General features: G+C 68.8%; 23 protein-coding genes and 1 riboswitch. Of the genes, 11 read left to right on the forward strand and 12 right to left on the reverse strand.

Features of this window, described 5'->3' with window-relative positions; translation table 11 throughout:
* Positions 1–179: 179 nt before the first annotated feature.
* Positions 180–1,535, forward strand: a complete 1,356-nt coding sequence (locus tag MKL20_RS16610) for an esterase-like activity of phytase family protein (protein ID WP_244037587.1) — start codon at positions 180–182, stop codon at positions 1,533–1,535.
* A 7-nt stretch (positions 1,536–1,542) separates the two neighbouring features.
* Here the strand turns inward: MKL20_RS16610 and MKL20_RS16615 are convergent, their stop codons facing one another.
* The 7 genes from MKL20_RS16615 to dnaG form a co-directional block, all read right to left on the reverse strand.
* Positions 1,543–2,169, reverse strand: a complete 627-nt coding sequence (locus MKL20_RS16615; RefSeq protein WP_244037588.1) for a thiamine phosphate synthase — start codon at positions 2,167–2,169, stop codon at positions 1,543–1,545.
* On the reverse strand, positions 2,166–2,969 hold the full coding sequence (locus tag MKL20_RS16620; protein ID WP_244037589.1) for a thiazole synthase: 804 nt from the start codon (positions 2,967–2,969) through the stop codon (positions 2,166–2,168). The genes MKL20_RS16615 and MKL20_RS16620 overlap by 4 nt, the downstream gene beginning before the upstream one ends.
* Before the next feature lie 2 nt (positions 2,970–2,971).
* Positions 2,972–3,184 (reverse strand): sulfur carrier protein ThiS, encoded by a 213-nt coding sequence (gene thiS, locus MKL20_RS16625; RefSeq protein WP_243970324.1) that lies wholly within the window; start codon positions 3,182–3,184, stop codon positions 2,972–2,974.
* On the reverse strand, positions 3,181–4,398 hold the full coding sequence (gene thiO, locus MKL20_RS16630) for a glycine oxidase ThiO (RefSeq protein ID WP_279594804.1): 1,218 nt from the start codon (positions 4,396–4,398) through the stop codon (positions 3,181–3,183). The genes thiS and thiO overlap by 4 nt, the downstream gene beginning before the upstream one ends.
* Before the next feature lie 71 nt (positions 4,399–4,469).
* Positions 4,470–4,598, reverse strand: a riboswitch (TPP riboswitch).
* A 120-nt stretch (positions 4,599–4,718) separates the two neighbouring features.
* A complete protein-coding gene (locus tag MKL20_RS16635) occupies positions 4,719–5,978 on the reverse strand; it encodes an adenylate/guanylate cyclase domain-containing protein (protein ID WP_243970328.1) in 1,260 nt (419 codons plus the stop codon).
* Positions 5,979–6,054: 76 nt separating this feature from the next.
* Positions 6,055–8,055 carry an RNA polymerase sigma factor RpoD gene (gene rpoD, locus MKL20_RS16640; protein WP_243970329.1) on the reverse strand — a complete coding sequence of 667 codons (2,001 nt, stop codon included), beginning with the start codon at positions 8,053–8,055 and terminating at the stop codon, positions 6,055–6,057.
* Positions 8,056–8,255: 200 nt separating this feature from the next.
* Positions 8,256–10,154 (reverse strand): DNA primase, encoded by a 1,899-nt coding sequence (gene dnaG, locus MKL20_RS16645; RefSeq protein ID WP_244037590.1) that lies wholly within the window; start codon positions 10,152–10,154, stop codon positions 8,256–8,258.
* A 205-nt stretch (positions 10,155–10,359) separates the two neighbouring features.
* On the opposite strand from dnaG, the gene MKL20_RS16650 reads away from it, so the two are divergent.
* Both MKL20_RS16650 and MKL20_RS16655 read left to right on the forward strand, forming a co-directional pair.
* On the forward strand, positions 10,360–10,641 hold the full coding sequence (locus tag MKL20_RS16650; protein ID WP_244037591.1) for a BrnT family toxin: 282 nt from the start codon (positions 10,360–10,362) through the stop codon (positions 10,639–10,641).
* Positions 10,604–10,918: a BrnA antitoxin family protein gene (locus tag MKL20_RS16655; protein WP_244037592.1), complete on the forward strand. Its 315-nt coding sequence runs from the start codon at positions 10,604–10,606 to the stop codon at positions 10,916–10,918. The genes MKL20_RS16650 and MKL20_RS16655 overlap by 38 nt, the downstream gene beginning before the upstream one ends.
* 3 nt (positions 10,919–10,921) lie before the next feature.
* On the opposite strand, the gene MKL20_RS16660 is transcribed toward MKL20_RS16655, so the two are convergent.
* Positions 10,922–11,383, reverse strand: coding sequence for a GatB/YqeY domain-containing protein (locus MKL20_RS16660; RefSeq protein WP_244037593.1), 462 nt, complete (start codon positions 11,381–11,383; stop codon positions 10,922–10,924).
* Positions 11,384–11,575: 192 nt separating this feature from the next.
* Between MKL20_RS16660 and carA the strand changes: the two genes are divergently transcribed.
* Both carA and MKL20_RS16670 read left to right on the forward strand, forming a co-directional pair.
* A complete protein-coding gene (gene carA, locus MKL20_RS16665; protein WP_244037594.1) occupies positions 11,576–12,808 on the forward strand; it encodes a glutamine-hydrolyzing carbamoyl-phosphate synthase small subunit in 1,233 nt (410 codons plus the stop codon).
* A gap of 123 nt (positions 12,809–12,931) precedes the next feature.
* Positions 12,932–13,309, forward strand: coding sequence for a hypothetical protein (locus tag MKL20_RS16670; RefSeq protein WP_244037595.1), 378 nt, complete (start codon positions 12,932–12,934; stop codon positions 13,307–13,309).
* Between the two features lie 31 nt (positions 13,310–13,340).
* Here MKL20_RS16670 and MKL20_RS16675 read toward each other — a convergent pair whose 3' ends face one another.
* Complete coding sequence (locus MKL20_RS16675; RefSeq protein WP_244037596.1) at positions 13,341–13,775, reverse strand: pseudoazurin; 435 nt, start codon at positions 13,773–13,775, stop codon at positions 13,341–13,343.
* 305 nt (positions 13,776–14,080) lie between these two features.
* Between MKL20_RS16675 and carB the strand changes: the two genes are divergently transcribed.
* The 6 genes from carB (at position 14,081) to MKL20_RS16705 (ending at position 21,861) form a co-directional block, all read left to right on the forward strand.
* A complete protein-coding gene (carB, locus tag MKL20_RS16680) occupies positions 14,081–17,554 on the forward strand; it encodes a carbamoyl-phosphate synthase large subunit (RefSeq protein WP_244037597.1) in 3,474 nt (1,157 codons plus the stop codon).
* Positions 17,555–17,644: 90 nt separating this feature from the next.
* Positions 17,645–18,121, forward strand: coding sequence for a transcription elongation factor GreA (gene greA, locus MKL20_RS16685; protein WP_187277678.1), 477 nt, complete (start codon positions 17,645–17,647; stop codon positions 18,119–18,121).
* Positions 18,122–18,125: 4 nt separating this feature from the next.
* A complete protein-coding gene (locus MKL20_RS16690; RefSeq protein WP_244037598.1) occupies positions 18,126–18,629 on the forward strand; it encodes a hypothetical protein in 504 nt (167 codons plus the stop codon).
* 33 nt (positions 18,630–18,662) lie between these two features.
* Entirely contained in the window at positions 18,663–19,712 is a 1,050-nt protein-coding gene (locus MKL20_RS16695) for a mitochondrial fission ELM1 family protein (protein ID WP_244037599.1), read from the forward strand.
* Positions 19,713–19,726: 14 nt separating this feature from the next.
* Entirely contained in the window at positions 19,727–20,707 is a 981-nt protein-coding gene (trxB, locus tag MKL20_RS16700) for a thioredoxin-disulfide reductase (RefSeq protein ID WP_244037600.1), read from the forward strand.
* A gap of 263 nt (positions 20,708–20,970) precedes the next feature.
* On the forward strand, positions 20,971–21,861 hold the full coding sequence (locus tag MKL20_RS16705; protein ID WP_243949111.1) for a LysR family transcriptional regulator: 891 nt from the start codon (positions 20,971–20,973) through the stop codon (positions 21,859–21,861).
* Between the two features lie 514 nt (positions 21,862–22,375).
* On the opposite strand, the gene msrP is transcribed toward MKL20_RS16705, so the two are convergent.
* The 3 genes from msrP to MKL20_RS16720 all read right to left on the reverse strand — a co-directional run bounded on the left by msrP (position 22,376) and on the right by MKL20_RS16720 (position 26,013).
* Positions 22,376–23,326 (reverse strand): protein-methionine-sulfoxide reductase catalytic subunit MsrP, encoded by a 951-nt coding sequence (gene msrP / locus MKL20_RS16710; protein ID WP_244037601.1) that lies wholly within the window; start codon positions 23,324–23,326, stop codon positions 22,376–22,378.
* A gap of 146 nt (positions 23,327–23,472) precedes the next feature.
* Positions 23,473–25,227, reverse strand: a complete 1,755-nt coding sequence (locus MKL20_RS16715; protein ID WP_244037602.1) for an AMP-binding protein — start codon at positions 25,225–25,227, stop codon at positions 23,473–23,475.
* 102 nt (positions 25,228–25,329) lie between these two features.
* Entirely contained in the window at positions 25,330–26,013 is a 684-nt protein-coding gene (locus MKL20_RS16720; RefSeq protein ID WP_244037603.1) for a hypothetical protein, read from the reverse strand.
* Between the last annotated feature and the right edge of the window lie 129 nt (positions 26,014–26,142).

Here is a 26,142-nt window from a genome sequence, read left to right on the forward strand (position 1 = left end):
CGGCGGCCCTTTCGGTGCCCTAGGCGCGCGGGACGATGACGCGCACGCGGAAGCGGGCGCTTCACGTCTTGCACTCGGCGTTGCGCGGACATCATGGGTGCGGGGCTTATTCGGGGGTGTCACTGACGTGACGCATGGCTCTGCCATGTGGCGGACCTTCCTCGCCGGATCCTGCCACGATGCGTTCGCCCTGCTTTTCGGCTCTGTTCGTCTCGACCTGTCTCGGCCTCGTCACGGGCGCATCCGCCGAGACCCTTTATCCAGCCACCTTGGCGGGCCATGTCGTCCTGCCGGCCCTGAGCTTCGTTGCGCCGCCCGCCGATGTGCCGGCGGATCTGAAGGTCACCGGCAAGTTCACCACCGGCCGGCGGGTCGACCAGCCCGGCACCGTCGAGATCTTGGATGACGGCCGGCCCACCGGGGTGAAGCTGCCCCTGGCGGGCGTCCCGCTCCAGGGCCATTCCGGCATCAAGCGGATGCCGGACGGCACGTTCTGGGTGATCACCGACAATGGCTTCGGCGCGAAGGCGAATTCGCCGGACGCCATGCTGTATCTCAACCATTACCGCATGAACTGGAAGGCCGGCACAGTGGAGCGGCTGGGTACCGTGTTCCTGCGCGATCCCGACAAGCGCGTCCCGTTCCGGATCGCGAACGAGGCGACCACCACCCGCTACCTGACCGGGTCCGACTTCGACACCGAGAGCTTTCAGTTCGTCGGTGACAAGATCTGGATCGGCGACGAGTTCGGCCCCTACCTGATCCGCGCCGACAAGACCGGCCGGATCGAGGCGGTGTTCGAGACGCAGCTCGACGGCAAGGTGCTGCGCTCGCCCGACCATGTCGCGGTGACGACGCCCGGCGCCCCGGGCGGCACGGTGGCCTTCGAGATCCGGCGCTCGAAGGGTTTCGAGGGCATGGCCGCCTCGCCGGACGGCAAATACCTCTATCCGCTCCTCGAAGGGCCGGTCTTGGACGCCGACAAGAAGGCGTTCGAGCAGGATGCCGACGGTCGCCCCTTCCTGCGCATCCTCGAATTCGACGTCGCCGGCGCGCGCTGGACCGGGCGCTCTTGGAAATACGTGCTGGAGGCCAACGGCAACGCCATCGGCGACTTCAACCTGATCGACGCGACCCACGGCCTCATCATCGAGCGCGACGACAACGAGGGCACCACCGACCGCGCCTGTCCTACCGGCGAGAAGCGCCCGGACTGCTTCGCGACGCCGGCCAAGTTCAAGCGCGTGTTCAAGATCGAGATGAACGAGGCGAATGTCGGCGGCCCGGTGCGCAAGATCGGCGCGATCGATCTGCTGCACATCGCCGATCCGCAGCATCTCGCCCGCAAGCCGCTGACCGACGGCGCCCTCGCCTTCCCGTTCTTCACCATCGAGAACGTCGACCGGGTCGATGCCACGCACATCATCGTCGGCAACGACAACAACCTGCCCTACTCGGCGAGCCGCGACCCGGCGAAGGCGGACGACAACGAATTCGTGCTGCTCGAAGTCGGTGATTTTCTGGCGGCCCAGTAGCGGCCGGTCACTCGGCCCACGCGGCCAGGAAGGCGCGGGCTACGACCGCTGGGTCGGCGGCGCGCATCAGCCCGCCCATCACGGCGACGCCAGCGGCGCCCGCGTCCCGACACGCGGGAATGCGGTCGACCGTGATACCGCCCAAGGCGACCACCGGCAGGCCGGTGCGCCGGGCGGCCGCGATGCCCTCCGGGCCGAGGGCCGGGCCGTAGCCGGGCTTGCTGGCGGTGAGATAGATCGGGCTCAACGTGACATAGTCGGCACCGGCCCGGGCCGCGGCTTCGACCTCGGCGGGCGCGTGGGCCGAGACGCCGATCAGCGCGCCGGGTCCCACTGCATTGCGCGCCGCCGCGATCGCCGCCGGCCCGCTTCCGCCGCCGAGATGCACGCCGTCGGCGCCGAGCGCGCGGGCTAGCGCGACATCGCCCCCGACCGTCAGGAACGCGCCGGCCGCGCGCGTCCGGGCGGCGACGTCCGTGCCGAGCTGCCGCCGCGCTTCCGGTTCCAGGTCGCGGTCGCGGAACCAGACCCAGCGAGCGCTACCGTCGAGAACCGCCTGCACGCGGTCGGCCAGGGGACGGGACTGCCCGTGCCGGTCCGTCACCGCGAGCAGGCGGGACGGCAGCGGCCTCACGAACCGACGAGGCCGAGCTGCGGGCTCGACGGGTCGGCCCGGCCGCGGCGCGGGATCCGGCCGGCGCAATAGGCGTCGCGGCCCGCCTCGACGGCCCGGCCCATGGCGCGAGCCATCCGCACCGGGTCGTCGGCCTTGGCGATGGCAGTGTTGATCAGGCAGGCGGCCGCGCCCAGCTCCATGGCAATGACCGCGTCGGAGGCCGTGCCGATGCCGGCATCGACGATCACCGGCACGCCGGCCCGGCGGCAGATCAGCTCGATATTGGCCGGGTTGGCGACACCCATGCCGGAGCCGATCAGCGAGCCCATGGGCATGATCGCGGCGCAGCCGAGATCCTCAAGGCGCTGGCAGACCACCGGATCATCGTTGCAATAGGGCAGGACCACGAAGCCTGCGTCCACGAGGTGGCGGCAGGCCTCGATCAGCTCGGCCACGTCCGGGTAGAGGGTCTCGCGGTCGCCGATCACCTCGACCTTGATCCAAGTGGTGTCCAGCGCCTCGCGGGCGAGTTCCGCGGTCATGATCGCGTCGCGGGCGGTCTCGCAACCGGCGGTGTTGGGCAGGAACCGCTTGCCCTTGAGGATGCGCACCGTGTCCGAGCCATGGCCCTGGAGGGAGACCCGGCGGATCGAGGCGGTGACCACCTCGGCCCCGGAAACCGCGACGGCGTCGCGCATGATCGCCTGGGTCGGGTAGCCGGCGGTGCCGATGAACAGCCGCGAGGACAGCTCCACCCCGGCGACGGTGAAGCGATCCACGTCGGCCTCGGGGCGCAGCGGCGTGACAATCTGGTCCATGGTCAACCTCCCTGCATGGCGCGGACGATCTCGACGCGGTCGCCCTCGGCGACGGGCGTCTCGTCCCAGTCCCGGCGGCGCAGCACGCGGCCGTTCAGCGCGATGGCGACGCCCTGCGGGCTCTCGATGCCGGTCTCCTCGGCCTCGACCCGGAACAGGGCCGCGATGGTCTCGACCGCGTGCTCGCGCGGCTCGCCGTTCACCAGAAGCTTCATGCCGAGGCCCTCCGGGGTTCGGGTTGGTCGAAGCGCGCCCGGGTGAACGGCCTGGCGATCTCGGGCAGCGCGCCATCCGTCACCAACGCGGCGACCGCGTCGGCGGTGACCGGGGCGAGCAGGTAGCCGTTGCGGTGATGGCCAGTGGCGGCAACGAGGCCCGGCGCCAGGGTGTCGATGATCGGCGCGTCGTCGTCCGAGGTTGGGCGGTAGCCGCTCCACACGGCCTCGACCTCCATCTCCTCGATGCCCGGCAGCACCCGGCGGGCGCCCTCCAGCAGGGCATAGAGGCCGCCGGCGGTGACGCCGGGGCGGAAGCCGCAATCCTCCACGGTGGCGCCGACGATCAGCTGGCCGTCGCTTTTCGGCGCCATGTGGACCTGCTCGGTCCAGATCATCCGGCTGAGCGTGCCGGTGCGGGCGGTGGTGCGCAAAGCCAGGGACTGGCCCTTGAGCGGGCGCACCGGCAGGGCCAGAGCCTCGGGCAGCAGGCCGCCCTCCCCGCTCCAGGCGCCTGAGGCCAGAACGACGGTGCCGGCCGTCACGCCCTGATCGCCGACGCGGATGCCGGTGACGGCCCCGCCGGACCAGTCGAGCCCGGTCACCGCACTGTGCTCCACCAGATTGACACCAGCGCGCCGGCAGGCCTCGGCCAGCGCCGCCATGACGAGGCGGGGATCGACTTGGTGATCCAGCGGGCAATGGACGCCCGCGGTGACGGAGGGGCGTAAGCCCGGCTCCAGGCGCCGCACTTCGGTGCCCGGCAGCCACGCGGCGTCGAGACCGGAGCGGCGCTGCAGATCGTAGCGGAAGCGCAGGCGCTCGACCTCGTCGCGGCCGATGGCGACCACCACGGTGCCATCCGGCCGGTAGTCGATCGGCAGCCCGCTCTCGGCTTCGAGCGCATCGCGAAAGCCCGGCCAGAGCCGCAGCGATTCGAGGGCAAGCGGCAGGAGCGGGTCCGAGCCGGGCTCGTGCTCGGCGGCCGGGGCGAGCATGCCGGTGGCGGCCAGGCTCGCGCCGGCGCCGATCGTGTTGCGCTCGACGACGACCACCGAGCGGCCGGCCCGGGCCAGACGCCACGCGATCGACAGCCCGATCAGCCCACCGCCGACGATGGCGACATCCGCCCGCGTGGGCAGTGGCGCCTGCGCGGCGAGACCGGCCGGAAGGCGGCGGCGTCCGATCGGTGAAACGGGGCGGTCAAAGGACAAGAAACATCTCCGCGGGATTCCGTCGCGAAGATCGGGCCGTCTGCTTCGGTGAGAAGCTGTGGCCTGCCTTTTGGGCGGCCGCGGTCCAATCCCTACGCCGGTATGAGCCGGATCAGGTTCAAAGGATTTCCGCGCCGCAGGTCCGTGAGGACGTGCCAGCGGTTTCTCAGCCCCTTGCCGGGGATCTCCCTGGAACAGGCATAGATCTGGTCGCGCGGAGAGCGCCGGTCAACCCCGGGGCTGGCCGGTCGGGCCTGCGGGGAGAACAATCGGCAGGTCGCAGTCAGCGTCCGAAGACGAAACCGGTTGCGATGGGCCGATCAGCTCGGCGTCCGCGGCCGCAAAAATTTCGGCCGGAACACCGCCATGGGCTCGCGGAACCCGTCGAGGACATGCTCGCCCAGTGGGATCGGATCGCCCCAGAGGAAATCCACGAATGGCTTCGACATCAGCAGCGGCTCGCCGAGCTGCCGGTTCAGCCGTGACAGGCGGCTCGCGAGGTTCACGTCGCGGCCGATCACCGTGAAGTCGAGCCGGGAGCCGGAGCCGACATTGCCGTAGGCGGCCTCGCCATGATGAAGCGCGATCCCGGCCGCCACCGGTACAGCGAACTGATGCAGGGCGTTGGCCTCGTCGAGGGCCGCCAGCGCGTGCTGGGCGGCCGTGAGCGCGCCCTTGGCGGCGCCCCCGAGATCGTCCCCGGATTCGCGAAAAATCGCCAGCAGACCGTCGCCCAGGTATTTCAGGACCTCGCCGCCTTCCCGCTCGATCGGCGGCACCAGGCAATCGAAGAACACGTTGAGCAGCCCGACCGCCTCCTCGGGGGTCATGTCGGCGGAGGTGCGGGTGTAGTCGCGCATGTCGGCGAACAGGATCGCCGAACGGATCCGCGTCACCTGCCCGCGGCGGATATCGCCCGCCAGGATCGCCCGGTGCGGCTCGTCGCCGACATAGAGCCGCAGCACGTGATCGAGCTGCTTGTTGAGCACGCGCATCTCCACGACCGCGGCCAAAGCCGGCATGACGAAGCGCAAAATCGCAATGTCGTCGTCGCCGAACCCGTCGGGCGCCTTCGTCGCGAAGGTGATGCCGTTCTTGGTGCCGTTGGTGAAGAACAGCGGCGCCACGACGTAGTGGGTGTAACCGCCGGCCTTCAGGTCCGGGATGATCGCGTAGGCGTCGTCCGGCGTCTCGGCGACATCGAGGATCAGCCATTCGCCGGTCTCGTGGACCGTGTGGAACGGGCTGCTGAGATAGGCTTCCTGCGAGCGGCTCCCGTGCGGGAACAGACGGACGCTGGTGCCGCCGTCCCGGGTCCAGACCCGGCCGACCCCGGCATATTCCGAGTGCAGGGTGTCGATCGCCGTGGAGGCCCGGTCCACCGGAACGCCGACCGCGATCAATCGCTCGGCGAGGCCGGAGAGCATGTCCTCGGCCTTCTCCAGCCGGGCGCCCTCGCCCAGCAGCCAGTCCCGGATGCCCACCGAGGGCTGGAGCGCACCGAAGGGCACGTCGTCGGCTTCGGAGCCGTCCGCGAAGGCCGTCGGCAATCCGGGCGTTGGCGGGCGGCGTTCGAGCATGGCGCCACAATGGGGGCCGCGCAGCCCGGTGGCAACGCGGTCGGAGGAGAGGCGCCGCGGAATCCGCGGCGGGGGCTCAGTTGTCCAGGAAGCTCCGGAGCTTCCGGCTGCGCGACGGGTGCTTCAGCTTGCGCAGGGCCTTGGCCTCGATCTGCCGGATGCGCTCGCGGGTCACCGAGAATTGCTGGCCGACCTCTTCGAGGGTGTGGTCGGTGTTCATGCCGATGCCGAAGCGCATGCGCAGCACGCGCTCCTCGCGCGGGGTCAACGACGCCAGGACGCGGGTCGTGGTCTCGCGCAGGTTCGACTGGATCGCCGCGTCGATCGGCAGGACGACGTTCTTGTCCTCGATGAAGTCGCCGAGATGGCTGTCCTCCTCGTCGCCGATCGGGGTTTCGAGGGAGATCGGCTCCTTGGCGATCTTCAGGACTTTTCGCACCTTCTCCAGCGGCATCGCCAGCTTTTCGGCCAGCTCCTCCGGGGTCGGCTCGCGGCCGATCTCGTGCAGCATCTGACGCGAGGTGCGGACGATCTTGTTGATCGTCTCGATCATGTGCACCGGGATGCGGATCGTGCGGGCCTGGTCGGCGATCGAGCGGGTGATCGCCTGCCGGATCCACCACGTGGCGTAGGTCGAGAACTTGTAGCCGCGCCGGTACTCGAACTTGTCCACCGCCTTCATCAGGCCGATGTTGCCCTCCTGGATCAGGTCCAGGAACTGCAGGCCGCGGTTCGTGTACTTCTTGGCGATCGAGATCACGAGGCGCAGGTTGGCCTCGATCATCTCCTTCTTGGCCTGCCGGGCCTCGCGCTCGCCCTTCTGGACCATGTTGACGATGCGGCGGTACTCGCCGATCTCCAGGCCGGTCTCGGAGGCGAGGTCGAGGATCTGGGCGCGCAGCTCCGTCACCTGCTTCGAGCCGCGCTCGACCAGGTTCTTCCAGCCCTTGCCGCCCAGCGTGCCGACGCGCTCCATCCAGTTCGGATCGAGCTCGTAGCCCTGGTAGTGGCGCAGGAACTCGTCCCGGGCCACGCCGTGGCTCTCGGCATAGCGCATCAGCCGGCCCTCGTGGCCGATCAACTGCTTGTTGATCGAGTAGAGCTGGCCGACCAACGCCTCGATGCGGTTGTTGTTAAGCGACAGCGACTTCACGTCGGCGACGACGCTGTCCTTCAGCTCGATCTGCTTCTGGTTCTGGGCCGGGCTGTTCTTGTCGCCGGCGGCCTTGCGCTCGGCGCCCTCGGTCTGGAACTTGCGCAGCTTGCGGTAGTTCGCGGCGATCGCGTCGAAGGTCTCGAGGACCCGCGGCTTGATCTCGGCTTCCATCGCGGCGAGCGAGACGTTGTTCTCGAGGTCGTCCTCGTCGTCGCCGCCTTCCGGGGGCGCCGGCGGCTCGGCCTCCTCGGCCCCCTCCTCGCTCTCGCCCTCGGCGATCTGCGGGGCGTTCTTGCCGTCAGGGCCGGCATAGGTCGCTTCGAGATCAATGATGTCGCGCAGGAGGACCTTGCCCTCCACGAGCTCGTCCCGCCAGATGATGATCGCCTGGAAGGTCAGCGGGCTCTCGCAGAGGCCCGCGATCATCGCCTCGCGGCCGGCCTCGATGCGCTTGGCGATCGCGATCTCGCCCTCGCGGGACAGGAGCTCCACCGAGCCCATCTCGCGCAGGTACATCCGCACCGGATCGTCGGTGCGGTCGGTCGGCTCCTTGGTGGTCGTGGTGACCGCGACGGCGCGCGTCGGCGCGACCTCGGCCACCTCGCCGCCCTCGGATTCTTCCTCTTCGCCGTCGGCGCCGTTAGCGGTCTTCTCGGTCGCGGCGGCCTCGTCGGTCTCCTCGGCCTCGACCACGTTGATGCCCATCTCGGACAGCTGCGACAGCACGTCCTCGAGCTGGTCGGGGTCGGACTGGCCCTCGGGCAGCACCTCGTTGACCTCTTCGTAGGTCACGTAGCCGCGCTTCTTGGCGAGCTTGACCATCCGCTTGACCGCGGCATCCGTCAGGTCGAGGAGCGGCCCGTCGGTCTGCTGCTCGGGGGCAGCGTCCGTCTCGTCCCGTTCCGTTGCCTTCGTCGCCATGATCAGCCTATTGTTCCGGATGCGGCGCACTGCGGAGGCCTGAAGAAGGCCGGTCCACGCCGTCGGCGCCGCGATACTTGCGAGTGGCCCCGGATTGCTCCGGACGCCTTGAGTCGTCGGGTTCCGTATGCAAGCCTGAGGCTTGACCGATTGTTAACTATGGCGGGGTTCTGCCCGCCGTCACCGCCATCGCACAGCCCTCATGCAGCGGTCGAGTCGCTCGACACCGGCTTATCGGCTTCAGCCTCGGCGGCGATGACGGTCTCCAGCCTCGCCTTGACTTCGCAGAGCCATGCCCACCCGGCATCGGTCGGATCGTCCTCAAACGCCTGCCGTGCTTCGCGAAGTTCGCTATGTAGCGCTCCTGCCTGCCGGTGCAAGATCATCGCCTGTCTGAGAGCGTCCGCGCGCTGCTGCGGATCGGCGTGCGGAGACAGCGTAATCCTGTCGCGAGAGCGCGCCAGCGCGAGAATCCGCTCCGCCGCCTCTGCGAGACCGGCCCGTGTGATGCGGCTTTGCAACAGGTCGGCATTCGTTTGCCCATCCTCTGCGGCAGATGCGACCAGGACCGACAGGAGCGCCCGGGCGTCGGGATCCTCGAAGTCGAGTTCCGAGACCTCGTCGCCGAACTCGGCGAGCATTTCGGGGTGGACCAGCAGCGTGCCGGCGATCACCGCCTCGCGCACCGGCGCCGCGCCGGAGAAGCCCGCCGAGGCGGTCATCGAGGCGCTGGGGCTGCCGGTGATGCGCGGCGAGACCGGCTCGCCCGGTCGGACGAACCGTCGGCCTTGCCCCTGCCCCTTCGGCCCATTCCCGGCGGAACGCGCGGCGCGGGGCGACAGGCTGCGCAGCCGCTCCTCGATGTCGTCGCGGTAGTAGCGCTTGACCGTCTCGTCGCGGATCGTGGCGACGGTGGCGCGCAGGGTTTGGGTGAGGCCGGCCCGCCGCTCGGGCGTATCGGCCGGACCGGATTCGAGGGCGCGGCGCCAGAGCAGCTCCGACAGGGGCAAAGCAGCCTGCAGCACCTGGTCGATCGCCCCGGGACCGCCCGAGCGCAGCAGGTCGTCGGGATCCTGCCCGCCGGGCAGCAGGGCGATTCGCAGCGAACGCCCGGGTTCGAGGGCCGGCAGGGCGATGTCGAGGGCCCGGAAGGCCGCCCGCTGGCCGGCCTTGTCGCCGTCGAAGCACAGGATCGGCTCGTCGGCGTGACGCCAGAGCAGGGCCAGCTGCTCCTCGGTCAGCGCGGTGCCCAGCGGCGCCACCGTTTCGGGATGGCCGGCCAGCGTCATGGCGATGACGTCGACATAGCCCTCGACCGCGATGATCGAGCCGCGCTCGTGTGACGCCTTGCGGGCGCCGTGGAGGTTGTAGAGCGTCCGGCCCTTGTGGAAGAGCGGCGTCTCCGGCGAATTCAAGTACTTGGCGCGCACCTCCTTGGAGAGCGCCCGCCCTCCGAAGGCGACGACTCGGCCGCGGGTGTCGGTGATCGGGAACATCACCCGGTCGCGGAAATAATCGTACGGGACCGAGACATCCTCGCCGCCGGCGAGCAGGCCCAATTCGACCATCAGCGCCTTGTCGACCCCCTGCCCGGCGAGGTGGTCGCGGAGCGCATAGCGCTCGTTCGGCGCGTAGCCGAGCCGGAAGGCCCGCTGCGTCTCGTCCTTCAGCCCCCGGCGCTCCAGATAGGCGCGCGCCTCGCTGCCCTGCCCGGAGCGCAGCCGTTCCTCGAACCACCGGGCGGCCATCTCCATGACCTCGATGGCTCCCGCGCGCTTCTGCTCGCTGGCGCGGTTGTCCTCGGTGGGCGCCGGCAGGGTGACGCCGGCCTCGCTCGCCAGCCGCTCCACGGCCTCGGGGAAGCTCAGGCCTTCGGTTTCCATCAGGAAGGTGAAGATGTCGCCGTGCTTGGACGAGGAGAAGCAGTGATAGAACTGCTTCTGGTCGTTCACGTAGAAGGACGGCGTCTTCTCGGCGTTGAACGGCGACAGGCCGCGCCATTCGCGGCCGGCCTTCTTCAGCTGCACCCGCCGCCCGACCACGGAGGAGGCCGGCAGCCGGGCGCGGATCTCTTCCAGGATGTGGGGGGGATAGCGCACGGGGCCTGTGGGTCGATTACCTGACCGCTGAATATAGCGCGATGGGGCGGGTCGAGTCTCACGCGGTCATCCGTCAATCAGGCCGTCCGGGGATTGCGGGGAGAAATGCCTCCGCTCGATCATACCGACCTGCATCAGTGGGTGACTTCCGCTGGACGGCGATGTATATACAATTGTATCGACGACGGTCCGATTCTGGGCTACGATGATGCCGAAAGCCGGGTTCGCTTGGGACGAGCGCAAGCGAGTCGTGAACCTCGAAAAGCACGGCATCGATTTCTGCGATGCCGCCGGCATTTTCGACGGTCCGCATCTGACGGTCGAAACGATCCGGAACGGCGAGGCCCGGAAGGTGAGCCTAGGTCGAGTCGCTCAGTCGGTCATCGCGGTGGTTTGGACCGAACGGGCGGGCGTCGTGCGGATCATCTCCGCAAGAGCTGCGAGGCGACATGAGAGACAAGCCTACACGGCGCGCTTCGGACACTGATGGCGCGGCCGGCCGGACGGACTGGGACCGAATCGCTACCCTCGGCGACGCCGAGATCGCTGCCGCCGTGGCGGATGATCCCGATGCGGCGCCTCTCGACATCGATTGGTCGCGCGCCGAGGTCGTGATGCCGCCGCGCAAGGTCCCCGTCTCGATCCGGCTGGACACCGACGTGCTCGATTATTTCAAGCACGAGGGTGCCGGCTATCAGAGCCGGATCAATGCGGTGCTGCGCAGCTACATGGCCGCACGGATCGCCCGAGAGAGCGGCGACTGAGCCTCAGCCCTTCGCCGCCAGCGCGGCCTTCACCAGCCCGCTCGCCTTGGCGAAATCCATACGACCCGCGTAGCTGCCCTTCAGGGCGGCGATGACGCGGCCCATATCCTTCTGGCCGGCGGCGCCGGTCTCCTGGATCGCCGCCTCAACCGCGGCCTTGGTCTCGGCCTCGTCCATCTGCTTGGGCAGGAACGCCTCGATGATCGCGATCTCGGCGCGCTCGTTGGCGGCGAGCTCCGGGCGGCCGCCCTGCTCGTAGACCGAGGCGGATTCGGTCCGCTGCTTGATCATCTTCTGAAGCAGCGACAGGATCTCTTCGTCGGAGGCCGGCTCCTTGCCGAGGCCGCGGGCCTCGATATCCTTGTCCTTGAGGGCGGCCTGGATCATCCGCACGGTGGCGAGCTTGTCCTTGTCGCCGGCCTTCATGGCCTCCTTCATCTCGGTGGTGAGGCGGGCGCGCAGCATCTCGATAAACCTTCCGACGGGAGAAACGGGGGGCTGGCCTGCAGTTTGCGGGTGTTGAGCGGCTTCGGCCACAGGGCCACATTGACCCCATCGCGGGCCGCTCGTTAAGAGCGCCGCACACGATCATGCCGCCAGCCGAGCGCGCCGCAACGCGGTGCCTGCCTTCGGCCGGACATAAGCGAGACCGACCCGATGCTGCAAGACGCCGCCGCGCAGGCCTCCAAACCCGCTGCCCCCGAGCCCTGGGCCGAGCCCGTCGCGACAGCGCTGCTGGTGCTGGCGGACGGGACCATCCTGGAAGGCTTCGGCATCGGCCGGACGGGAATCGCCGACGGCGAGGTCTGCTTCAACACGGCGATGACCGGGTATCAGGAAATCCTGACCGACCCGTCCTATGCCGGGCAGATCGTCACCTTCACCTTCCCGCATATCGGCAATGTCGGCACCAACGACGAGGATCTGGAGAGCCTGGAGGCGGCGCCGGCCTCCGGCGTACGCGGCACCGTGATCGCCTCGGCGGTCACCAAGCCGTCGAGCTGGCGCTCCTCGTCGCATCTCGACGGCTGGCTCGACGCTCGTGGGATCGTCGGCATCACCGGAATCGACACCCGGGCGCTGACCGCCCGCATCCGCGACCACGGCATGCCCAACGCCGTGATCGCCAACGATCCCGAGGGCCGGTTCGACCGCGAAGCGCTGAAGGCCCGCGCCGCGGCCCTGGCCCCCATGGAGGGTCTGGACCTCGTGCCGCCGGTGACCAGCCGCGAAACCTCGGAATGGTCGGAGACCATCTGGGCGCTCGGCGATGGCTACGGCAAGCGCGGGACCCGCGACGGCCTGAAGGTCGTGGCGATCGATTACGGCGTGAAGCGCAACATCCTGCGGCTGCTGGCCCAGGCCGGCTGCGACGTGACCGTGGTGCCGGCCACCACCAGCGCTGAGGACATCCTGGCGCTGAAGCCCGACGGCGTGTTCCTCTCCAACGGCCCCGGCGATCCCGCGGCCACCGGCACCTATGCCGTGCCGGTGATCCGCAAGCTGCTGGACGAGAAGGTGCCCACCTTCGGCATCTGCCTCGGGCACCAGCTGATGGGCCTCGCGCTCGGCGGCCGGACCGTGAAGATGGGCCAGGGCCACCACGGGGCGAATCACCCCGTGAAGGACAAGACCACCGGCAAGGTCGAGATCGTGTCGATGAACCACGGTTTCGCGGTGGATCCGGCGAGCCTGCCGGCGAGCGCGGTGGAGACCCATGTCTCGCTGTTCGACGGCTCGAATTGCGGCCTCACCCTGACCGACCGGCCGGCCTTCTCGGTGCAGCACCACCCCGAAGCCTCGCCCGGCCCGCGCGACAGCCACTACCTGTTCGAGCGCTTCGTCACGCTGATGCGCTCCGGCGAGCCGGAGAAGGCCGCCGACGCCTGATACGCGAGGTGCGGCGCGGTCCCATTCAGGCCGCGCCGGGGTCACAGAATCTGCGAATTCCGGAGGTCTAAGGAACCCCTCGACGGACCGCGCATGGCGGTTTCGTCCGAAGGGGATTGCCGGATGACCATCGACGAGGCACGCGACGACTTCTCCCGCTTGCACCGCACGTTCATGGTCCATCTCGGCATCGCGTCCGGCCTCGCCTGGGCGACGGCCCTTTACGCCGCCCTCTATGCCCCGTGGGTGCGCAACATCCGGGCGCTGATCGATCCGGCTGCCGGTCTCGACCGGGTCGAGAGCACGGTCTCCTACCTGTTCGCCATGCCGGCGGTGCTCGTGCTCGCCTGGGTGTCCCTGTATTTCGGCCGCGAGATGCTCCGCCGGGCGCAGACGCTCTCGAACGTGGCGCTGGAATTCGCCGCCGCGGCCCTGGTCGCCTTCGGGATTTTTTATCTGTCCATCGACCGGGCGCTCGCCGCGCTTCACGCCGGCTTCTGAGCGGGGGCGGCGGGCCGCCCCCGCCGGATCCCTACTGCACCTTCTCGAACAGCGGCTCGAAGCGCTTGGCGGCCAGCTTGCCATGCTGGACCGCCTTGGCGGCCTCGAGGTTCTCCGGCTTGTCGCCGACCTCGATCAGGCCGACCATCCCCATGATGTAGTGCGGCGCGCACTTGAAGCCGTAGAGGCCGGGCTTCTCGAAGGTCACGGTCTCCTCCTTGCCGACCACGGTCTTGAAGCTCGGCGCGCCCTCGGGCGCCATCCCCTTGATGAGCTCGGCGTTGTGGCCCTTGTCGGTCGGCACAAACCGGACCGTGTCCCCGGGCTGAATCTTCACGAAGGCCGGATCGAAGACCATCATCCCGCCCGGGCCGCTGTTGAGCGTCTTGATGGAGACTTCCGTGGCCTGCGCCCCCGCTGCCGCGCCGAGCAGAAGCATCGCCGCGCTGAACGTTTCCCTGATCATCGTCTATCTCGAATTGGTATCGTTTTAATCGGCGGATCCGTCGATCGCTGGAGCTTTATGACCCGCGAAAAGACTCCGCAACGCCGCGGATGATCTCTCGGATACTTGAGAATTATTCGACGTTGACACAAGGATGGCGAGCGTCGGCGCGGAGGGTCCGGAAACGGCCGCCCGGCCCCGGCCTTCCAATGCGCCGATCCCCCGTGTAAACGCGGCGTTCAACGACAATCCCGCCACGCGCGTCCGGGAGCAGGGCCGATCCGAGCCGTGCCCGACCGGGCGCGCTTGGCCTGAAAAGGCCGCAGATGCCCAAGCGCACCGACATTTCCTCGATCCTCATCGTCGGTGCGGGGCCGATCATCATCGGGCAGGCCTGCGAGTTCGATTATTCCGGGACCCAGGCCTGCAAGGCGCTCCGCGAGGAGGGCTACCGGATCGTCCTGGTGAATTCGAACCCGGCGACGATCATGACCGACCCGGACATGGCGGACGCGACCTATGTCGAGCCGATCACCCCGGAGATCGTCGCCAAGATCATCGAGAAGGAGCGCCCCGACGCGATCCTCCCGACCATGGGCGGCCAGACGGCGCTGAACTGCGCCCTGTCGCTGCAGAAGATGGGCGTGCTCGCCAAGTACGGCGTGCAGATGATCGGCGCCACGGCCGAGGCCATCGACAAGGCCGAGGACCGAAGCCTGTTCCGGGACGCCATGACCAAGATCGGGCTCGACACCCCGAAATCGGCGCTCGCCAACGCCTCCGCGGCCAAGAAGGCCGACCGGGAGAAGTTTTTGGCCGAGATCGCCAAGATCGAGGCCGCCAACCCCGACCAGCAGGCGCGCGCCGCGGCGATCGCGGCCTTCGAGCGCAAGTGGCAGTCTGGCGAGTCCGAGCGGCGCAAGCGCTACGGCGAGCATGCCCTCGGGCAGGCCCTGATCGCGCTGGCCGAGGTCGGCCTGCCGGCGATCATCCGCCCGTCCTTCACCATGGGCGGCACCGGCGGCGGCATCGCCTACAACCGCGAGGAATTCCTCGACATCGTCGAGCGCGGCATCGACGCCTCCCCGACCAACGAGGTCCTGATCGAGGAGAGCGTCCTCGGCTGGAAGGAATACGAGATGGAGGTCGTCCGCGATAAGGCGGACAACTGCATCATCGTCTGCTCCATCGAGAACATCGACCCGATGGGCGTGCATACCGGCGACTCGATCACCGTCGCCCCGGCCCTGACGCTCACCGACAAGGAATACCAGGTGATGCGCGACGCATCGCTGGCGGTGCTCCGCGAGATCGGCGTCGAGACCGGCGGCTCGAACGTGCAATTCGCGATCAACCCCGAGAACGGGCGGATGATCGTGATCGAGATGAACCCGCGTGTCTCGCGCTCCTCGGCGCTCGCCTCGAAGGCCACGGGCTTCCCGATCGCCAAGGTCGCGGCCAAGCTCGCGGTCGGCTACACGCTCGACGAGATCGCCAACGACATCACCGGCGGCGCGACCCCGGCCTCGTTCGAGCCGACGATCGACTACGTCGTCACCAAAATACCGCGCTTCGCCTTCGAGAAATTCCCCGGCGCCGAGCCGACCCTGACCACCGCGATGAAGTCGGTGGGCGAGGCGATGGCGATCGGCCGCTGCTTCGCGGAATCGCTGCAGAAGGCCATGCGGTCGCTGGAGACCGGGCTCACGGGCCTCGACGAGATCGAGATCGAGGGGCTGGGCCGCGGCGACGATCACAACGCCATCAAGGCGGCGCTCGGCGTTCCGACGCCGGACCGTCTGCTCAAGATCGCCCAGGCCCTGCGGCTCGGCGTCAGCCACGCGGAGGTCCACGCCTCCTGCAAGGTCGATCCGTGGTTCCTGGAGCAGATCCAGGCGATCGTCGATTTGGAGAACCGGGTGAAGGCCCACGGCCTGCCGCGCACCCCCGGGGCGTTCCGTCAGCTCAAGGCCGCGGGTTTCTCCGATGCGCGCCTGGCCGTGCTGGCGAAGACCGAGGAGGCGGACGTGCGCGCCCTGCGCCGCTCGCTCGACGTGCGTCCGGTGTTCAAGCGCATCGACACCTGTGCGGCCGAGTTCAAGGCGCCGACCGCCTACATGTACTCGACCTACGTGGCCCCCTTCGCCGGCACGGTCGTCGATGAGGCGCGACCCACGGATGCCAAGAAGATCATTATCCTGGGCGGCGGCCCGAACCGGATCGGCCAGGGCATCGAGTTCGACTATTGCTGCTGCCACGCCTGCTACGCGCTGTCGGAGGCCGGCTACGAGACCATCATGGTCAACTGCAACCCGGAGACGGTCTCCACCGACTACGACACCTCGGACCGGCTCTATTTCGAGCCGCTGACCGCCGAGGACGTGCTGGAGATCATCGAGACCGAGCGGCAGGCCGGAACCTTGCACGGCGTCATCGTTCAGTTCGGCGGCCAGACGCCCCTCAAGCTCGCCCGGGCCCTCGAGGCGGCCGGCGTGCCGATCCTCGGCACCTCCCCGGACGCGATCGACCTCGCCGAGGACCGCGACCAGTTCAAGCGGCTCCTCGACAAGCTCGGCATGAAGCAGCCGAAGAACGGCATCGCCTATTCCGTCGAGCAGAGCCGGCTGATCGCCTCTGAGCTCGGCCTGCCCTTCGTGGTGCGCCCGAGCTACGTGCTGGGCGGCCGCGCCATGGCGATCATCCGTGACGAGAGCCAGTTCGCCGACTACCTGCTCGGCACCCTGCCCAGCCTGATCCCGTCCGACGTCGTCGCCCGCTACCCGAACGACAAGACCGGGCAGATCAACACGGTGCTGGGCAAGAACCCGCTGCTGTTCGACCGCTACCTGTCGGACGCGACCGAGATCGACGTGGACGCGGTCTGCGATGGGCAGGACGTGTTCATCGCCGGGATCATGGAGCACATCGAGGAGGCCGGCATCCACTCGGGCGATTCCGCCTGCTCCCTGCCGTCGCGCTCGCTCTCCCCGGAGACCATCGCGGAACTGGAGCGCCAGACCACCGCGATGGCGCTGGCCCTGAAGGTCGGCGGCCTGATGAACGTGCAGTACGCGATCAAGGACGGCGACATCTACGTGCTGGAGGTGAACCCGCGCGCCTCCCGCACCGTGCCGTTCGTCGCCAAGGTGATCGGCGAGCCGATCGCCAAGATCGCCGCCCGGGTGATGGCCGGCGAGAAGCTCGCGAGCTTCGGCCTGAAGCGCAAGGAGCTGGCCCATATCGCGGTCAAGGAGGCGGTGTTCCCGTTCGCGCGCTTCCCCGGCGTCGACGTGCTGCTCGGACCGGAGATGCGCTCCACCGGCGAGGTGATCGGGCTCGATGCCAGCTTCGGCGTGGCCTTCGCCAAGAGCCAGCTCGGCTCGGGCACGCAGGTGCCGCGCTCCGGCACGGTGTTCGTCTCGGTGCGCGATGCCGACAAGGCCCGGATCCTGCCGAGCGTGAAGCTCCTCTCCGATCTCGGATTCTCGATCCTGGCGACCGGCGGGACGCAGAAATTCCTGGTCGAGAGCGGCGTGCCGGCCGAGCGCGTGAACAAGGTTCTGGAGGGCCGGCCGCACGTGGTCGACTCGATCAAGAACGGCGACATCCAGCTCGTGCTGAACACGACGGAGGGCGCCGGCGCGCTCTCGGACTCGCGCTCGCTCCGGCGTGCGGCCCTCTTGCATAAGGTGCCGTATTACACCACTCTAGCCGGCGCGATGGCGGCGGCCGAAGGGATCAAGGCCTATCTAGAAGGCGATCTCCAGGTTCGCGCCTTGCAAGAATACTTCGCGGCCTGAGCCTCAGGGTCCCGCTGACTTAACTTCGTGGCCCGGGGAGAGTGCTCCACTCTCGGCCGGGCCTCTTCATTGTGGCGCGAGACGATGACGATAGACAAGGTTCCGATCACGGTACGCGGTTTCGCGGCTCTCGAGGAGGAGCTGAAGCACCGCCAGCAGGTAGAGCGCCAGCGCATCGTCGCGGCGATCGCCGAGGCCCGCGCGCACGGAGACCTGTCCGAGAACGCTGAGTATCACGCCGCCAAGGAGGCGCAGTCCCACAATGAGGGGCGCGTGATGGAGCTCGAGAGCATGATCGCGCGTGCCGAGATCATCGATGTCTCGAAGCTGTCCGGCGACAAGATCAAGTTCGGCGCCACCGTGAAACTCGTGGACGAGGACACGGAGGAAGAGAAGACCTACCAGATCGTCGGCGAGCCCGAGGCCGACGTGCATGCCGGGCGCGTCTCGATCACGTCGCCGATCGCCCGCGCGCTCATCGGCAAGGGGGTCGGCGACACGGTCGAGGTCACGACGCCGGGCGGCGGCAAGTCCTACGAGGTCGTCGGCGTCCAGTTCGGCGGCTGAGCGCATGCTATCGCGTCTCTGGGGCCGGCTCGCCGGCCTCGTCCTCTGCGGCTTCGCGGGGGCAGCAGCCGCGGCCGGCGATTTTCCGCCGACCGCCCTCTTCTCGGATGTCCGGGTCGACGTGCGGCCCCTGCGGGCTGCCGGCGCCGGCTTCCAGGCCGAGGCGCTGGCCGCCGACCTGACCGGAGCCCTGCGCAAGACTTTGGCCGACCGGATCGGTGGCGGCGGGCCCCGCCTCGTCGTCGTGGTGAAGGCCCTGTCGCTGCGGCCCTATGTCGGCGGCGGCGCGTTCCGCGGCCGGGGCGGCAACTTCGAGACCGACTACCTAGAGGGCGAGGCGCTGCTCGTCGGCCGCAACGGCCAGGTGCTCGGGCGGCACCCGCAGATGACCGCGACGCCGTCGAGCTATGGCGGCGCCTGGTACGCCCCGGACTTCGAGGCGCGGCGTCTGGCGGCCATCGCTGACATCTACGCCCAGTGGCTCGCCCGCGATCTGCCGCGGGATTAGCCCAAGCCCGGCCTGCGGTGTAAGGCGTTTCCGATGAGCAGCATCGACGTGTCGGAGGCGAAGCCCGCCCTCCCGGCCCAGACATCCGCGCGGCGCGAGCCCCTTCCCGAACTGTCCCAGGCCCGGGCCTGGATCATCACCGACGGCAAGGCCGGCGACGAGAACCAGTGCGTCGGCATCGCCGAGACCCTCGGGGTCCCGTTCGAGATCCGCCAGGTGCCGGCCGCGGGGCCGTTCGGCTGGATCGCCCCCTGGGGGCCGATCGATCCGCGCGAGAGCCCGCGCCGCCGCAACGGCGCCCTGTCCGGACCCTATCCGGACCTGCTGATCGCCTCGGGCCGCCGGGCGGTGCCGTATCTCCGAGCGCTGCGCAACGCGACGCAGGGGCGGACCTTCACGGCCTTCCTCAAGGATCCGCGGACCGGGGCGGACAGCGCCGATTTCATCTGGGTGCCGGATTACGACGACCTGCGCGGCCCCAACGTCTTCACCACCCTGACTGCGCCGCACCTCGTCACCGCCGCCCGACTGGCTCAGGCCCGCGCTCATCCGGATCCGCGGCTCGCCAGCCTCGACGGCCCACGGGTGGCGGTGCTGGTCGGCGGCGACAGCCGACACCTGAGCTACCGCAAGACCGACATGCAGCGCCTCGTCACCGAACTGCGCGGGCTGATCGATCAGGGCTGCCGGCTGATGGTGACAATCTCACGCCGGACGCCCAACCCGCTGCGCGACGCGGTCAAGACACTGACCGCCGAGACCGGGGGCTTCCTGTGGGACGGCACCGGCGACAACCCCTACGTCGCCATGCTGGCGCTCGCCGAGGCGATCGTGGTCACATCGGATTCGGCCAACATGGTCAGCGAGGCGGTGGCGACCGGTGCGCCGGTCCTGCTGTTCGACCTGCCGCGCACCTATATCCGGCACCGGCGGATGTTCGCCGGCCTGGCGATCGCGGGTGCGCTGCGGCCGTTCACCGGTCGCTTAGTCGACCTGCCGTACAAGCCGATCGACGCCACCCCGGTGATAGCCGAGGCGCTCGCCAAGGCTTACGCTGCGCACCGCATTGCGGATTCGGTCTGAAGGGAACGAGAGAGATGGCCCACACGCACGCCAAGCTCGTGATCGTCGGATCCGGCCCGGCCGGCTACACGGCCGCGATCTACGCGGCCCGCGCGATGGTCGAGCCGCTGCTGATCTCCGGCTTCCAGCCCGGCGGCCAGCTGATGATCACCACGGATGTCGAGAACTATCCCGGCTTCGCCGAGGCGATCCAGGGGCCGTGGCTCATGGAGCAGATGCGGCTGCAGGCCGAGCATGTCGGGACGAAGATCGTCTCGGAATACATCACCTCGGTCGATCTCAAGCAGCGGCCGTTCCGGCTGGTGGCCGATTCCGGTGAGACCTATTCCTGCGACGCCCTGATCATCGCCACCGGCGCCCAGGCGAAGTGGCTCGGCCTTCCCTCGGAGGCGGCGTTCCAGGGCGGCGGCGTCTCGGCCTGCGCGACCTGCGACGGCTTCTTCTTCCGCGGCAAGGAGGTCGTGGTGGTCGGCGGCGGCAACACCGCCGTCGAGGAGGCTTTGTACCTCGCCAACATCGCCAAGAAGGTCACGGTCGTGCATCGCCGTGACAGCTTCCGGGCCGAGCGGATTCTTCAGGAGCGGCTGTTCAAGCATCCGAATGTCGAGGTGCTGTGGCACCGGGAGGTCGCCGAGATCTGCGGCGTCCAGAAGCCGGCCGCGACCGTCACCCATGTCCGGCTCAAGGACCCGCGCTCGGGCGAGATCAGCGACGTGCCGGCCGACGGCATCTTCGTGGCGATCGGCCACCAGCCGGCTACCGCGATCTTCGAGGGCCAATTGCTGATGCGCCACGGCGGCTACCTGTCGGTGAAGCCCGGGACCACCGAGACCGAGATCCCCGGCGTGTTCGCCGCGGGCGACGTCACCGACGACGTTTACCGGCAGGCGATTACGGCCGCCGGCATGGGCTGCATGGCGGCCCTGGAAGCGGAGAAATTCCTCGCCAACCTGGAGATCGGCGAGACGCCACTCCAGGCCGCTGCGGCGGAGTGAGACCACGCAGCGCGGACCGCTCCGCCCTGTTGGACCAAAGGCCTGTCAACAAGATCGCGATCTCAGCGCTTGCATCCGACCATGCGCCGGGCGCATAGGGGTTCTGACCGGGCAGGGCTGCAATCGTTGCATGCCCCTGCAGCGCCGGCCGCGCCCCCTTGGCGTCGGTCGCACGCGCATCGCCTGGTCCATCGCCCGACGCAAGTGCGGCTCGGTCCGAGCCGGGCGTCGGGTGCGGATTCGCGTTGGTGGGGGTTCTCGCCTTGGATTGGGACAAGATCCGGATCTTCCTGAACGTCGCGGAGGCGGGCAGCTTCACCAAGGCGGGCGACGATATCGGCCTCAGCCAGTCGGCGGTCAGCCGCCAGATCAGCGCCCTGGAGCGCGAGCTGAAGGCACCGCTGTTCCACCGCCACGCCCGCGGGTTGATCCTGACCGAGCAGGGCGACCTGCTGTTCCGCGCCGCCCGGGACATGAAGCTGCGCCTTGAGAACACCCGGGCGCGGCTGGTAGAGACCTCCGAGCGGCCGACCGGCGACCTCAAGGTGACCACCACCGTGGGGCTCGGGACCTCGTGGCTGTCGCAACGGGTCGGCGAGTTCCTGGACCTCTACCCGGATGTCCGCATCGAGCTGATCCTGACCAACGAGGAGCTCGACCTCGCCATGCGCGAGGCCGACGTGGCGATCCGCATGCGCCGCCCGGCCCAGCCGGACCTGATCCAGCGCCGGCTGTTCACCGTGCATTACCACGCCTACGCGAGCGTCGATTACGTCAAGCGCTTCGGCGAGCCCAAGAGCATCGAGGAACTCGACGATCACCGCCTGGTCTCGTTCGGCGGCAACGAGCCGTCCTACCTGCTGGCGGCCCATTGGCTGGCCGATGCCGGGCGCGAGGGCCGCGACCGGCGCAGCGTCCACCTGACCGTGAACAATATCGGCGCGCTCCAGCGGGCCATGGAGGCGGGCGCCGGCATCGGCATCCTGCCCGACTACGCGGTGGACGGCGACCAGCAGCTCACCCAGGTCCTGCGCGACACCGAGATGCCGAGCCTGGAGAGCTATCTGGTCTATGCTGAGGAAATGCGCTCGGTCGCCCGGGTTCAGGCCTTCCGCGACTTCCTGGTCTCGAAGGCGCAGCGCTGGACCTACTGATCGCCACTGTGATGAGAGACTGAGAGCCAGTTTGACTGCGCGATCACAGTCGAATGACGTTTCTGATCGATGGAGATCCTCATCTCACCCCTCATCCTGAGGTGCTGCGCAGCAGCCTCGAAGGAGCCCTCCAAGGATCGCCCGGCCGGCTGGAGGGCTCCTTCGAGGGCTCCGCTCCGCTACGCCGCCTCAGGATGAGGTTGAGAATAGGAATGACCGGTCAAATAGGCCCTGAGGCATCAGGGCCGTGCGTTCGGAACCGGCTCTGTAAGTTCAGCCGCCATCCCGTCATTCCGGGGCGCCGCAGGCGAGCCCGGAATCCAGAGCCGCCGACGGTGCAAAAGCTAGCTCCACCTATGGTTCTGGATTCCGGGCTCCGCTTCGCGGCCCCGGAATGACAGGGCGGTTGATGGAACTGACACTGCGAGGATCCGGTGCCTGCGGGAGGCGGGACGGTCCGGGTCCAACATCTCGAAAGGTCTAGGCCACAGGCCCTTTGGGATCCCTTGGTCTTTCACACGAACAGCCGCTCGCCCTCCAGGCCCTTGTAGAGCCCCGCGACCTGCTCGCCGTAGCCGTTGTAGATCAGCGTCGGCACGCGCTCGTCGGTGCCCAGCACGCGCTCCGAAGCCTGGCTCCAGCGCGGGTGCGACACCGCCGGGTTCACGTTGGCCCAGAAGCCGTACTCCGAGGCCTGCAGCCCCTCCCAGAAGGTCTTGGGGCGCTCGGCAGTGAACGACACCTTCACCAGCGATTTGGCCGACTTGAACCCGTATTTCCACGGCACCGCAACGCGGATCGGGGCGCCGAACTGGTTGGGCAGCGGCTTGCCGTAGATTCCGGTGACCATGAAGGCGAGGTCGTTGCCGGCCTCGGCCAGGGTCAGCCCCTCGATATACGGCCAAGGGTAGTAGAAGGCGCGCTGTCCGGGCGCCATCGCCTTGTCCATGAAGGTCTCGAAGCGGATGTACTTCGCGCCCGATGTCGGCTTGGCGAGCGCCACCAGCTTCGAGAGGGGGAAACCGGTCCACGGCACCGACATGGACCACGCCTCGACGCAGCGGTGGCGATAGAGCCGCTCCTCCAGGCCGATCTTCCGGATCAGGTCGTCGACGCCGATCTCGAACGGCTTCTCGACGAGGCCGTCGATCTTCAGCGTCCAGGGCTGCGTCTTGAGCGCGTTGGCGGCCGGCAGCACCGTCTTGGACGTGCCGAACTCGTAGAAGTTGTTGTAGTCGCCGCTGAACCGCTCCGGGGTCAGCGGCCGGTCGAGGGTGTAAGCGGGGTTGCGCGGCGCCGGATAGAGTGTCGCGTCGGTCGCCGCGAAGGCGCTCCGGCCGCCGAGCACGGAGCCGGCGGCGAGCCCGGCCGCGGCGCCGATCAGAGCCCGCCGGTTGAGGAAAACGGCCTCGGGCGTAGCCTGACTCTCCGGGATCTCCCACCCGCGCCTGCTTCGGATCACCATCGCCGTCTCCTCGCCTGTTCTGCGCGAACAACCCACAGATCGGCCGGGGCCGACAGGGGCGCAAGCGCCGCAGGCTCACCATTCGGCGATCGGGGACGGGCGGTTACCTGTCGTGGCGATGACGATCCGCCGCGGGCGAGACAGGCTCAGCCCGGGGGCGTCTCGTCGCGCAGGACCCGGCGCAGCACCTTGCCGACATTGGTCTTGGGCAGCGCGTCGTGCAGCACCACCCGGCGGGGCACCTTGTAGCCGGTGAGCTGGGTGCGGGCATGGGCCCGCAGGGCGTCGGTCGAAACGGCCGGATCCTTCATGACCACGTGGGCCACGACCATCTCGCCGGTCTCCTCGCTCGGCGCACCGACCACGGCGCATTCGAGCACCCCCGGATGGGCGGCCAGCACCTCCTCGACCTCGTTCGGGTAGACGTTGAACCCGGAGACGAGGATCATGTCCTTCATCCGGTCGACGATCTTGATCTGGCCGTCCGGCTCCATCACGGCGATGTCACCGGTGCGGAAGAAGCCGTCCGACGTCATCGCCCGTGCGGTCTCCTCCGGCTTGTTCCAGTAGCCGCGCATCACCTGGGGGCCGCGCACGCAGATCTCACCCGGCTGGCCCCGCGGCACCGGCTTGCCGGCGGCATCGCGGATCGAGACCTCGGTGGACGGGAACGGGAAGCCGATCGTCCCGGAGAATTCCTTCATGCCGGGCGGGTTGGCGCTCACCACCGGCGACGTCTCCGACAGGCCGTAGCCCTCCAGGATGGTGTTGCCGGTGAGCGCCTTCCAGCGCTCGGCCACCGGCCGCTGCACCGCAGTCCCGCCGCCGACCACGAAATCGAGATGGGAGAAATCGACCGTGTGGATCTTCGGGTGGTTGATCAGCACGTTGAACAGCGTGTTCACGCCCATCAGATGCGTGAAGCGGTGGCGGCTCAGGGTCTTCACCATGCCGTCGCAGTCGCGCGGATTGGGGATCAGCAGGCAGGACCCGCCGTTGCGCATGAACTGGAAGAAGCAGGCCGTCAGCGCGAAGATGTGGTAGAGCGGCAGGGCCGTGACGGCGCAGCGGAGGATGCTCGGATCCTTCGAATTGAAGAACAGCTGCGACTGCTCGACATTGGCCATGACGTTGCGGTGGGTGAGCATCGCCGCCTTGGCGACCCCCGTGGTCCCGCCGGTATATTGCAGGAAGGCCAGATCCTCCGGATCGACCGGCACGGAGGCGTGCGGCATGCCGCTGCCCCGGCGCAGGGCCGTCGTGAACGGCAGCGCCAGCCCCTCCGGCAGTCGAAACGGCGGCACGGCCTTGCGCACGTGGCGGCTGGCGAGGTTGATCACGTGACCTTTGAGCCCGAGCCCGTCACCCGGGCCGACGAGAAGGACGCGCTCCAGCGTGACATCCGCGAGAGCGCCCGCGACGGTCGCGCCGAAATTCTCCAGCACGATCAGGAACCGGGCGCCGGAATCGTTGATCTGCTGTGCGAATTCCCGGGGCGTGTAGAGCGGGTTGACGTTGACCACCGTCCCGCCGGCCGAGAGCACGCCGAACAAAGCCACCGCGTAGGCCGGCACGTTCGGCAGCATGATCGCGACGCGGTCGCCCTTGGCGAGGCCCTGCGCGCGCAGCCAGGCGGCGAGTGCCCGGGCCTGCTTGCCCAGGCTCGCATAGGTTAGGGTCGAGCCGAAGCACAGGATCGCCGGGCGATCGGCGAAGGCGGTGACGCTGGTCTCGAACAGATCGACCAGGGTGCCGAGCGACTCGACATCGATCTCGGCCGGGACGCCTGGCGGGTAAGAAGCGAGCCACGGCCGCGGCGACAGGTTCGTGAAGGCGGGATCCGGCTCGGACCCATGCCGGCGCGCCGCCGTGCCCTGTTCGATCACGCTGGCCTCGCGCATCGCGTCGTCTCCCGCGGGCACGGCTCTCGACGGCCGCGTCCCGTCCCTACGCAGAACCGCCCGACTGTGGGCGAACGGGCGGCCACTAGCAAGGCGGCGGCCTCAGGCGCTTCGGCGAAGCCGGCTCAATGTCGTGAGCAGGGCGTGCGGCAATGCGGCGACGACGAGCAGCAGCGCGGCGAGGCCCGCCTCGGCAGGGCGGAAGGCCCGGCGCGGCCAGGCCCCGATCCCGAGATCGCCGGAGAGACCGATCACGCAGGCGCCGAACCAGAGGGCCAGGAAGGCCAGCAGGCCGGCCCCGATTCGCCGGAGACTCGGGCGGAGGGGCCGGTTGGCCGCGATCGCGAACAGGCCGAGGATCCCGCCGAACAGCGCCGCCGCGACCCCGGCGCCGAGCCCGTAGGCCAGCCACAGGGGTTGATGGGTCAGGAACGCCATCCCGCCGGTGGCGAAGCCGCCGCGCAGGATCAGCCCCCCGAAGGTCGGGTAGAGCCCGACCACGACGAGGGCCGCGGCGCCGGCAGTTGCGAACAGGAGTCTTCGGAGTGCGGACGCCGGCCCCGGGCCGGCCGCCACCGTCGCGAGATGCGCGAGCCCGTAGACCAGCGCGAGGGCGAAGAGCGGATAGCGAGTGATGAAGTAGCCGTAGATCCAGGGCTCGAACGCCTCCGGCACGCCCGAGCGCTGGCTGAGGCCGGTGACTGCCACCAGCGCCAGCGCGGCGAGCATGGCCAGGATCGGGATCGCCGCTGCGAGGAGGTTTCTTTTTGTGGTTCTCACAGACACATGCGTCCGGTCATGCGCGACGGCTCCGCTCCACGACGCTTGATCGGCGCTCCTCCAACCCACCCCCCCTCATCCTGAGGCGTGAGCGAAGCGAGCCTCGAAGGAGCCCTCCAGCCAGCCACGCGATCC

Origin of the sequence: Methylobacterium sp. E-066 (assembly GCF_022829635.1) — a bacterium.
Classification (GTDB): Bacteria; Pseudomonadota; Alphaproteobacteria; order Rhizobiales; family Beijerinckiaceae; genus Methylobacterium.

Excerpts from the sequence above, each read along its gene's own strand:
- msrP (WP_244037601.1), bottom strand. The coding sequence starts at position 23,326 with ATGGTGATCCGAAGCAGGCGCGGGTGGGAGATCCCGGAGAGTCAGGCT.
- rpoD (WP_243970329.1), bottom strand. The coding sequence starts at position 8,055 with ATGGCGACGAAGGCAACGGAACGGGACGAGACGGACGCTGCCCCCGAG.
- MKL20_RS16695 (WP_244037599.1), top strand. The coding sequence starts at position 18,663 with ATGAGCAGCATCGACGTGTCGGAGGCGAAGCCCGCCCTCCCGGCCCAG.
- carB (WP_244037597.1), top strand. The coding sequence starts at position 14,081 with ATGCCCAAGCGCACCGACATTTCCTCGATCCTCATCGTCGGTGCGGGG.
- thiS (WP_243970324.1), bottom strand. The coding sequence starts at position 3,184 with ATGAAGCTTCTGGTGAACGGCGAGCCGCGCGAGCACGCGGTCGAGACC.
- carA (WP_244037594.1), top strand. The coding sequence starts at position 11,576 with ATGCTGCAAGACGCCGCCGCGCAGGCCTCCAAACCCGCTGCCCCCGAG.
- trxB (WP_244037600.1), top strand. The coding sequence starts at position 19,727 with ATGGCCCACACGCACGCCAAGCTCGTGATCGTCGGATCCGGCCCGGCC.
- MKL20_RS16635 (WP_243970328.1), bottom strand. The coding sequence starts at position 5,978 with ATGCTCGAACGCCGCCCGCCAACGCCCGGATTGCCGACGGCCTTCGCG.
- MKL20_RS16690 (WP_244037598.1), top strand. The coding sequence starts at position 18,126 with ATGCTATCGCGTCTCTGGGGCCGGCTCGCCGGCCTCGTCCTCTGCGGC.
- MKL20_RS16675 (WP_244037596.1), bottom strand. The coding sequence starts at position 13,775 with ATGATCAGGGAAACGTTCAGCGCGGCGATGCTTCTGCTCGGCGCGGCA.
- MKL20_RS16670 (WP_244037595.1), top strand. The coding sequence starts at position 12,932 with ATGACCATCGACGAGGCACGCGACGACTTCTCCCGCTTGCACCGCACG.
- MKL20_RS16650 (WP_244037591.1), top strand. The coding sequence starts at position 10,360 with ATGATGCCGAAAGCCGGGTTCGCTTGGGACGAGCGCAAGCGAGTCGTG.
- MKL20_RS16620 (WP_244037589.1), bottom strand. The coding sequence starts at position 2,969 with ATGGACCAGATTGTCACGCCGCTGCGCCCCGAGGCCGACGTGGATCGC.
- MKL20_RS16610 (WP_244037587.1), top strand. The coding sequence starts at position 180 with ATGCGTTCGCCCTGCTTTTCGGCTCTGTTCGTCTCGACCTGTCTCGGC.
- MKL20_RS16715 (WP_244037602.1), bottom strand. The coding sequence starts at position 25,227 with ATGCGCGAGGCCAGCGTGATCGAACAGGGCACGGCGGCGCGCCGGCAT.
- MKL20_RS16660 (WP_244037593.1), bottom strand. The coding sequence starts at position 11,383 with ATGCTGCGCGCCCGCCTCACCACCGAGATGAAGGAGGCCATGAAGGCC.
- MKL20_RS16655 (WP_244037592.1), top strand. The coding sequence starts at position 10,604 with ATGAGAGACAAGCCTACACGGCGCGCTTCGGACACTGATGGCGCGGCC.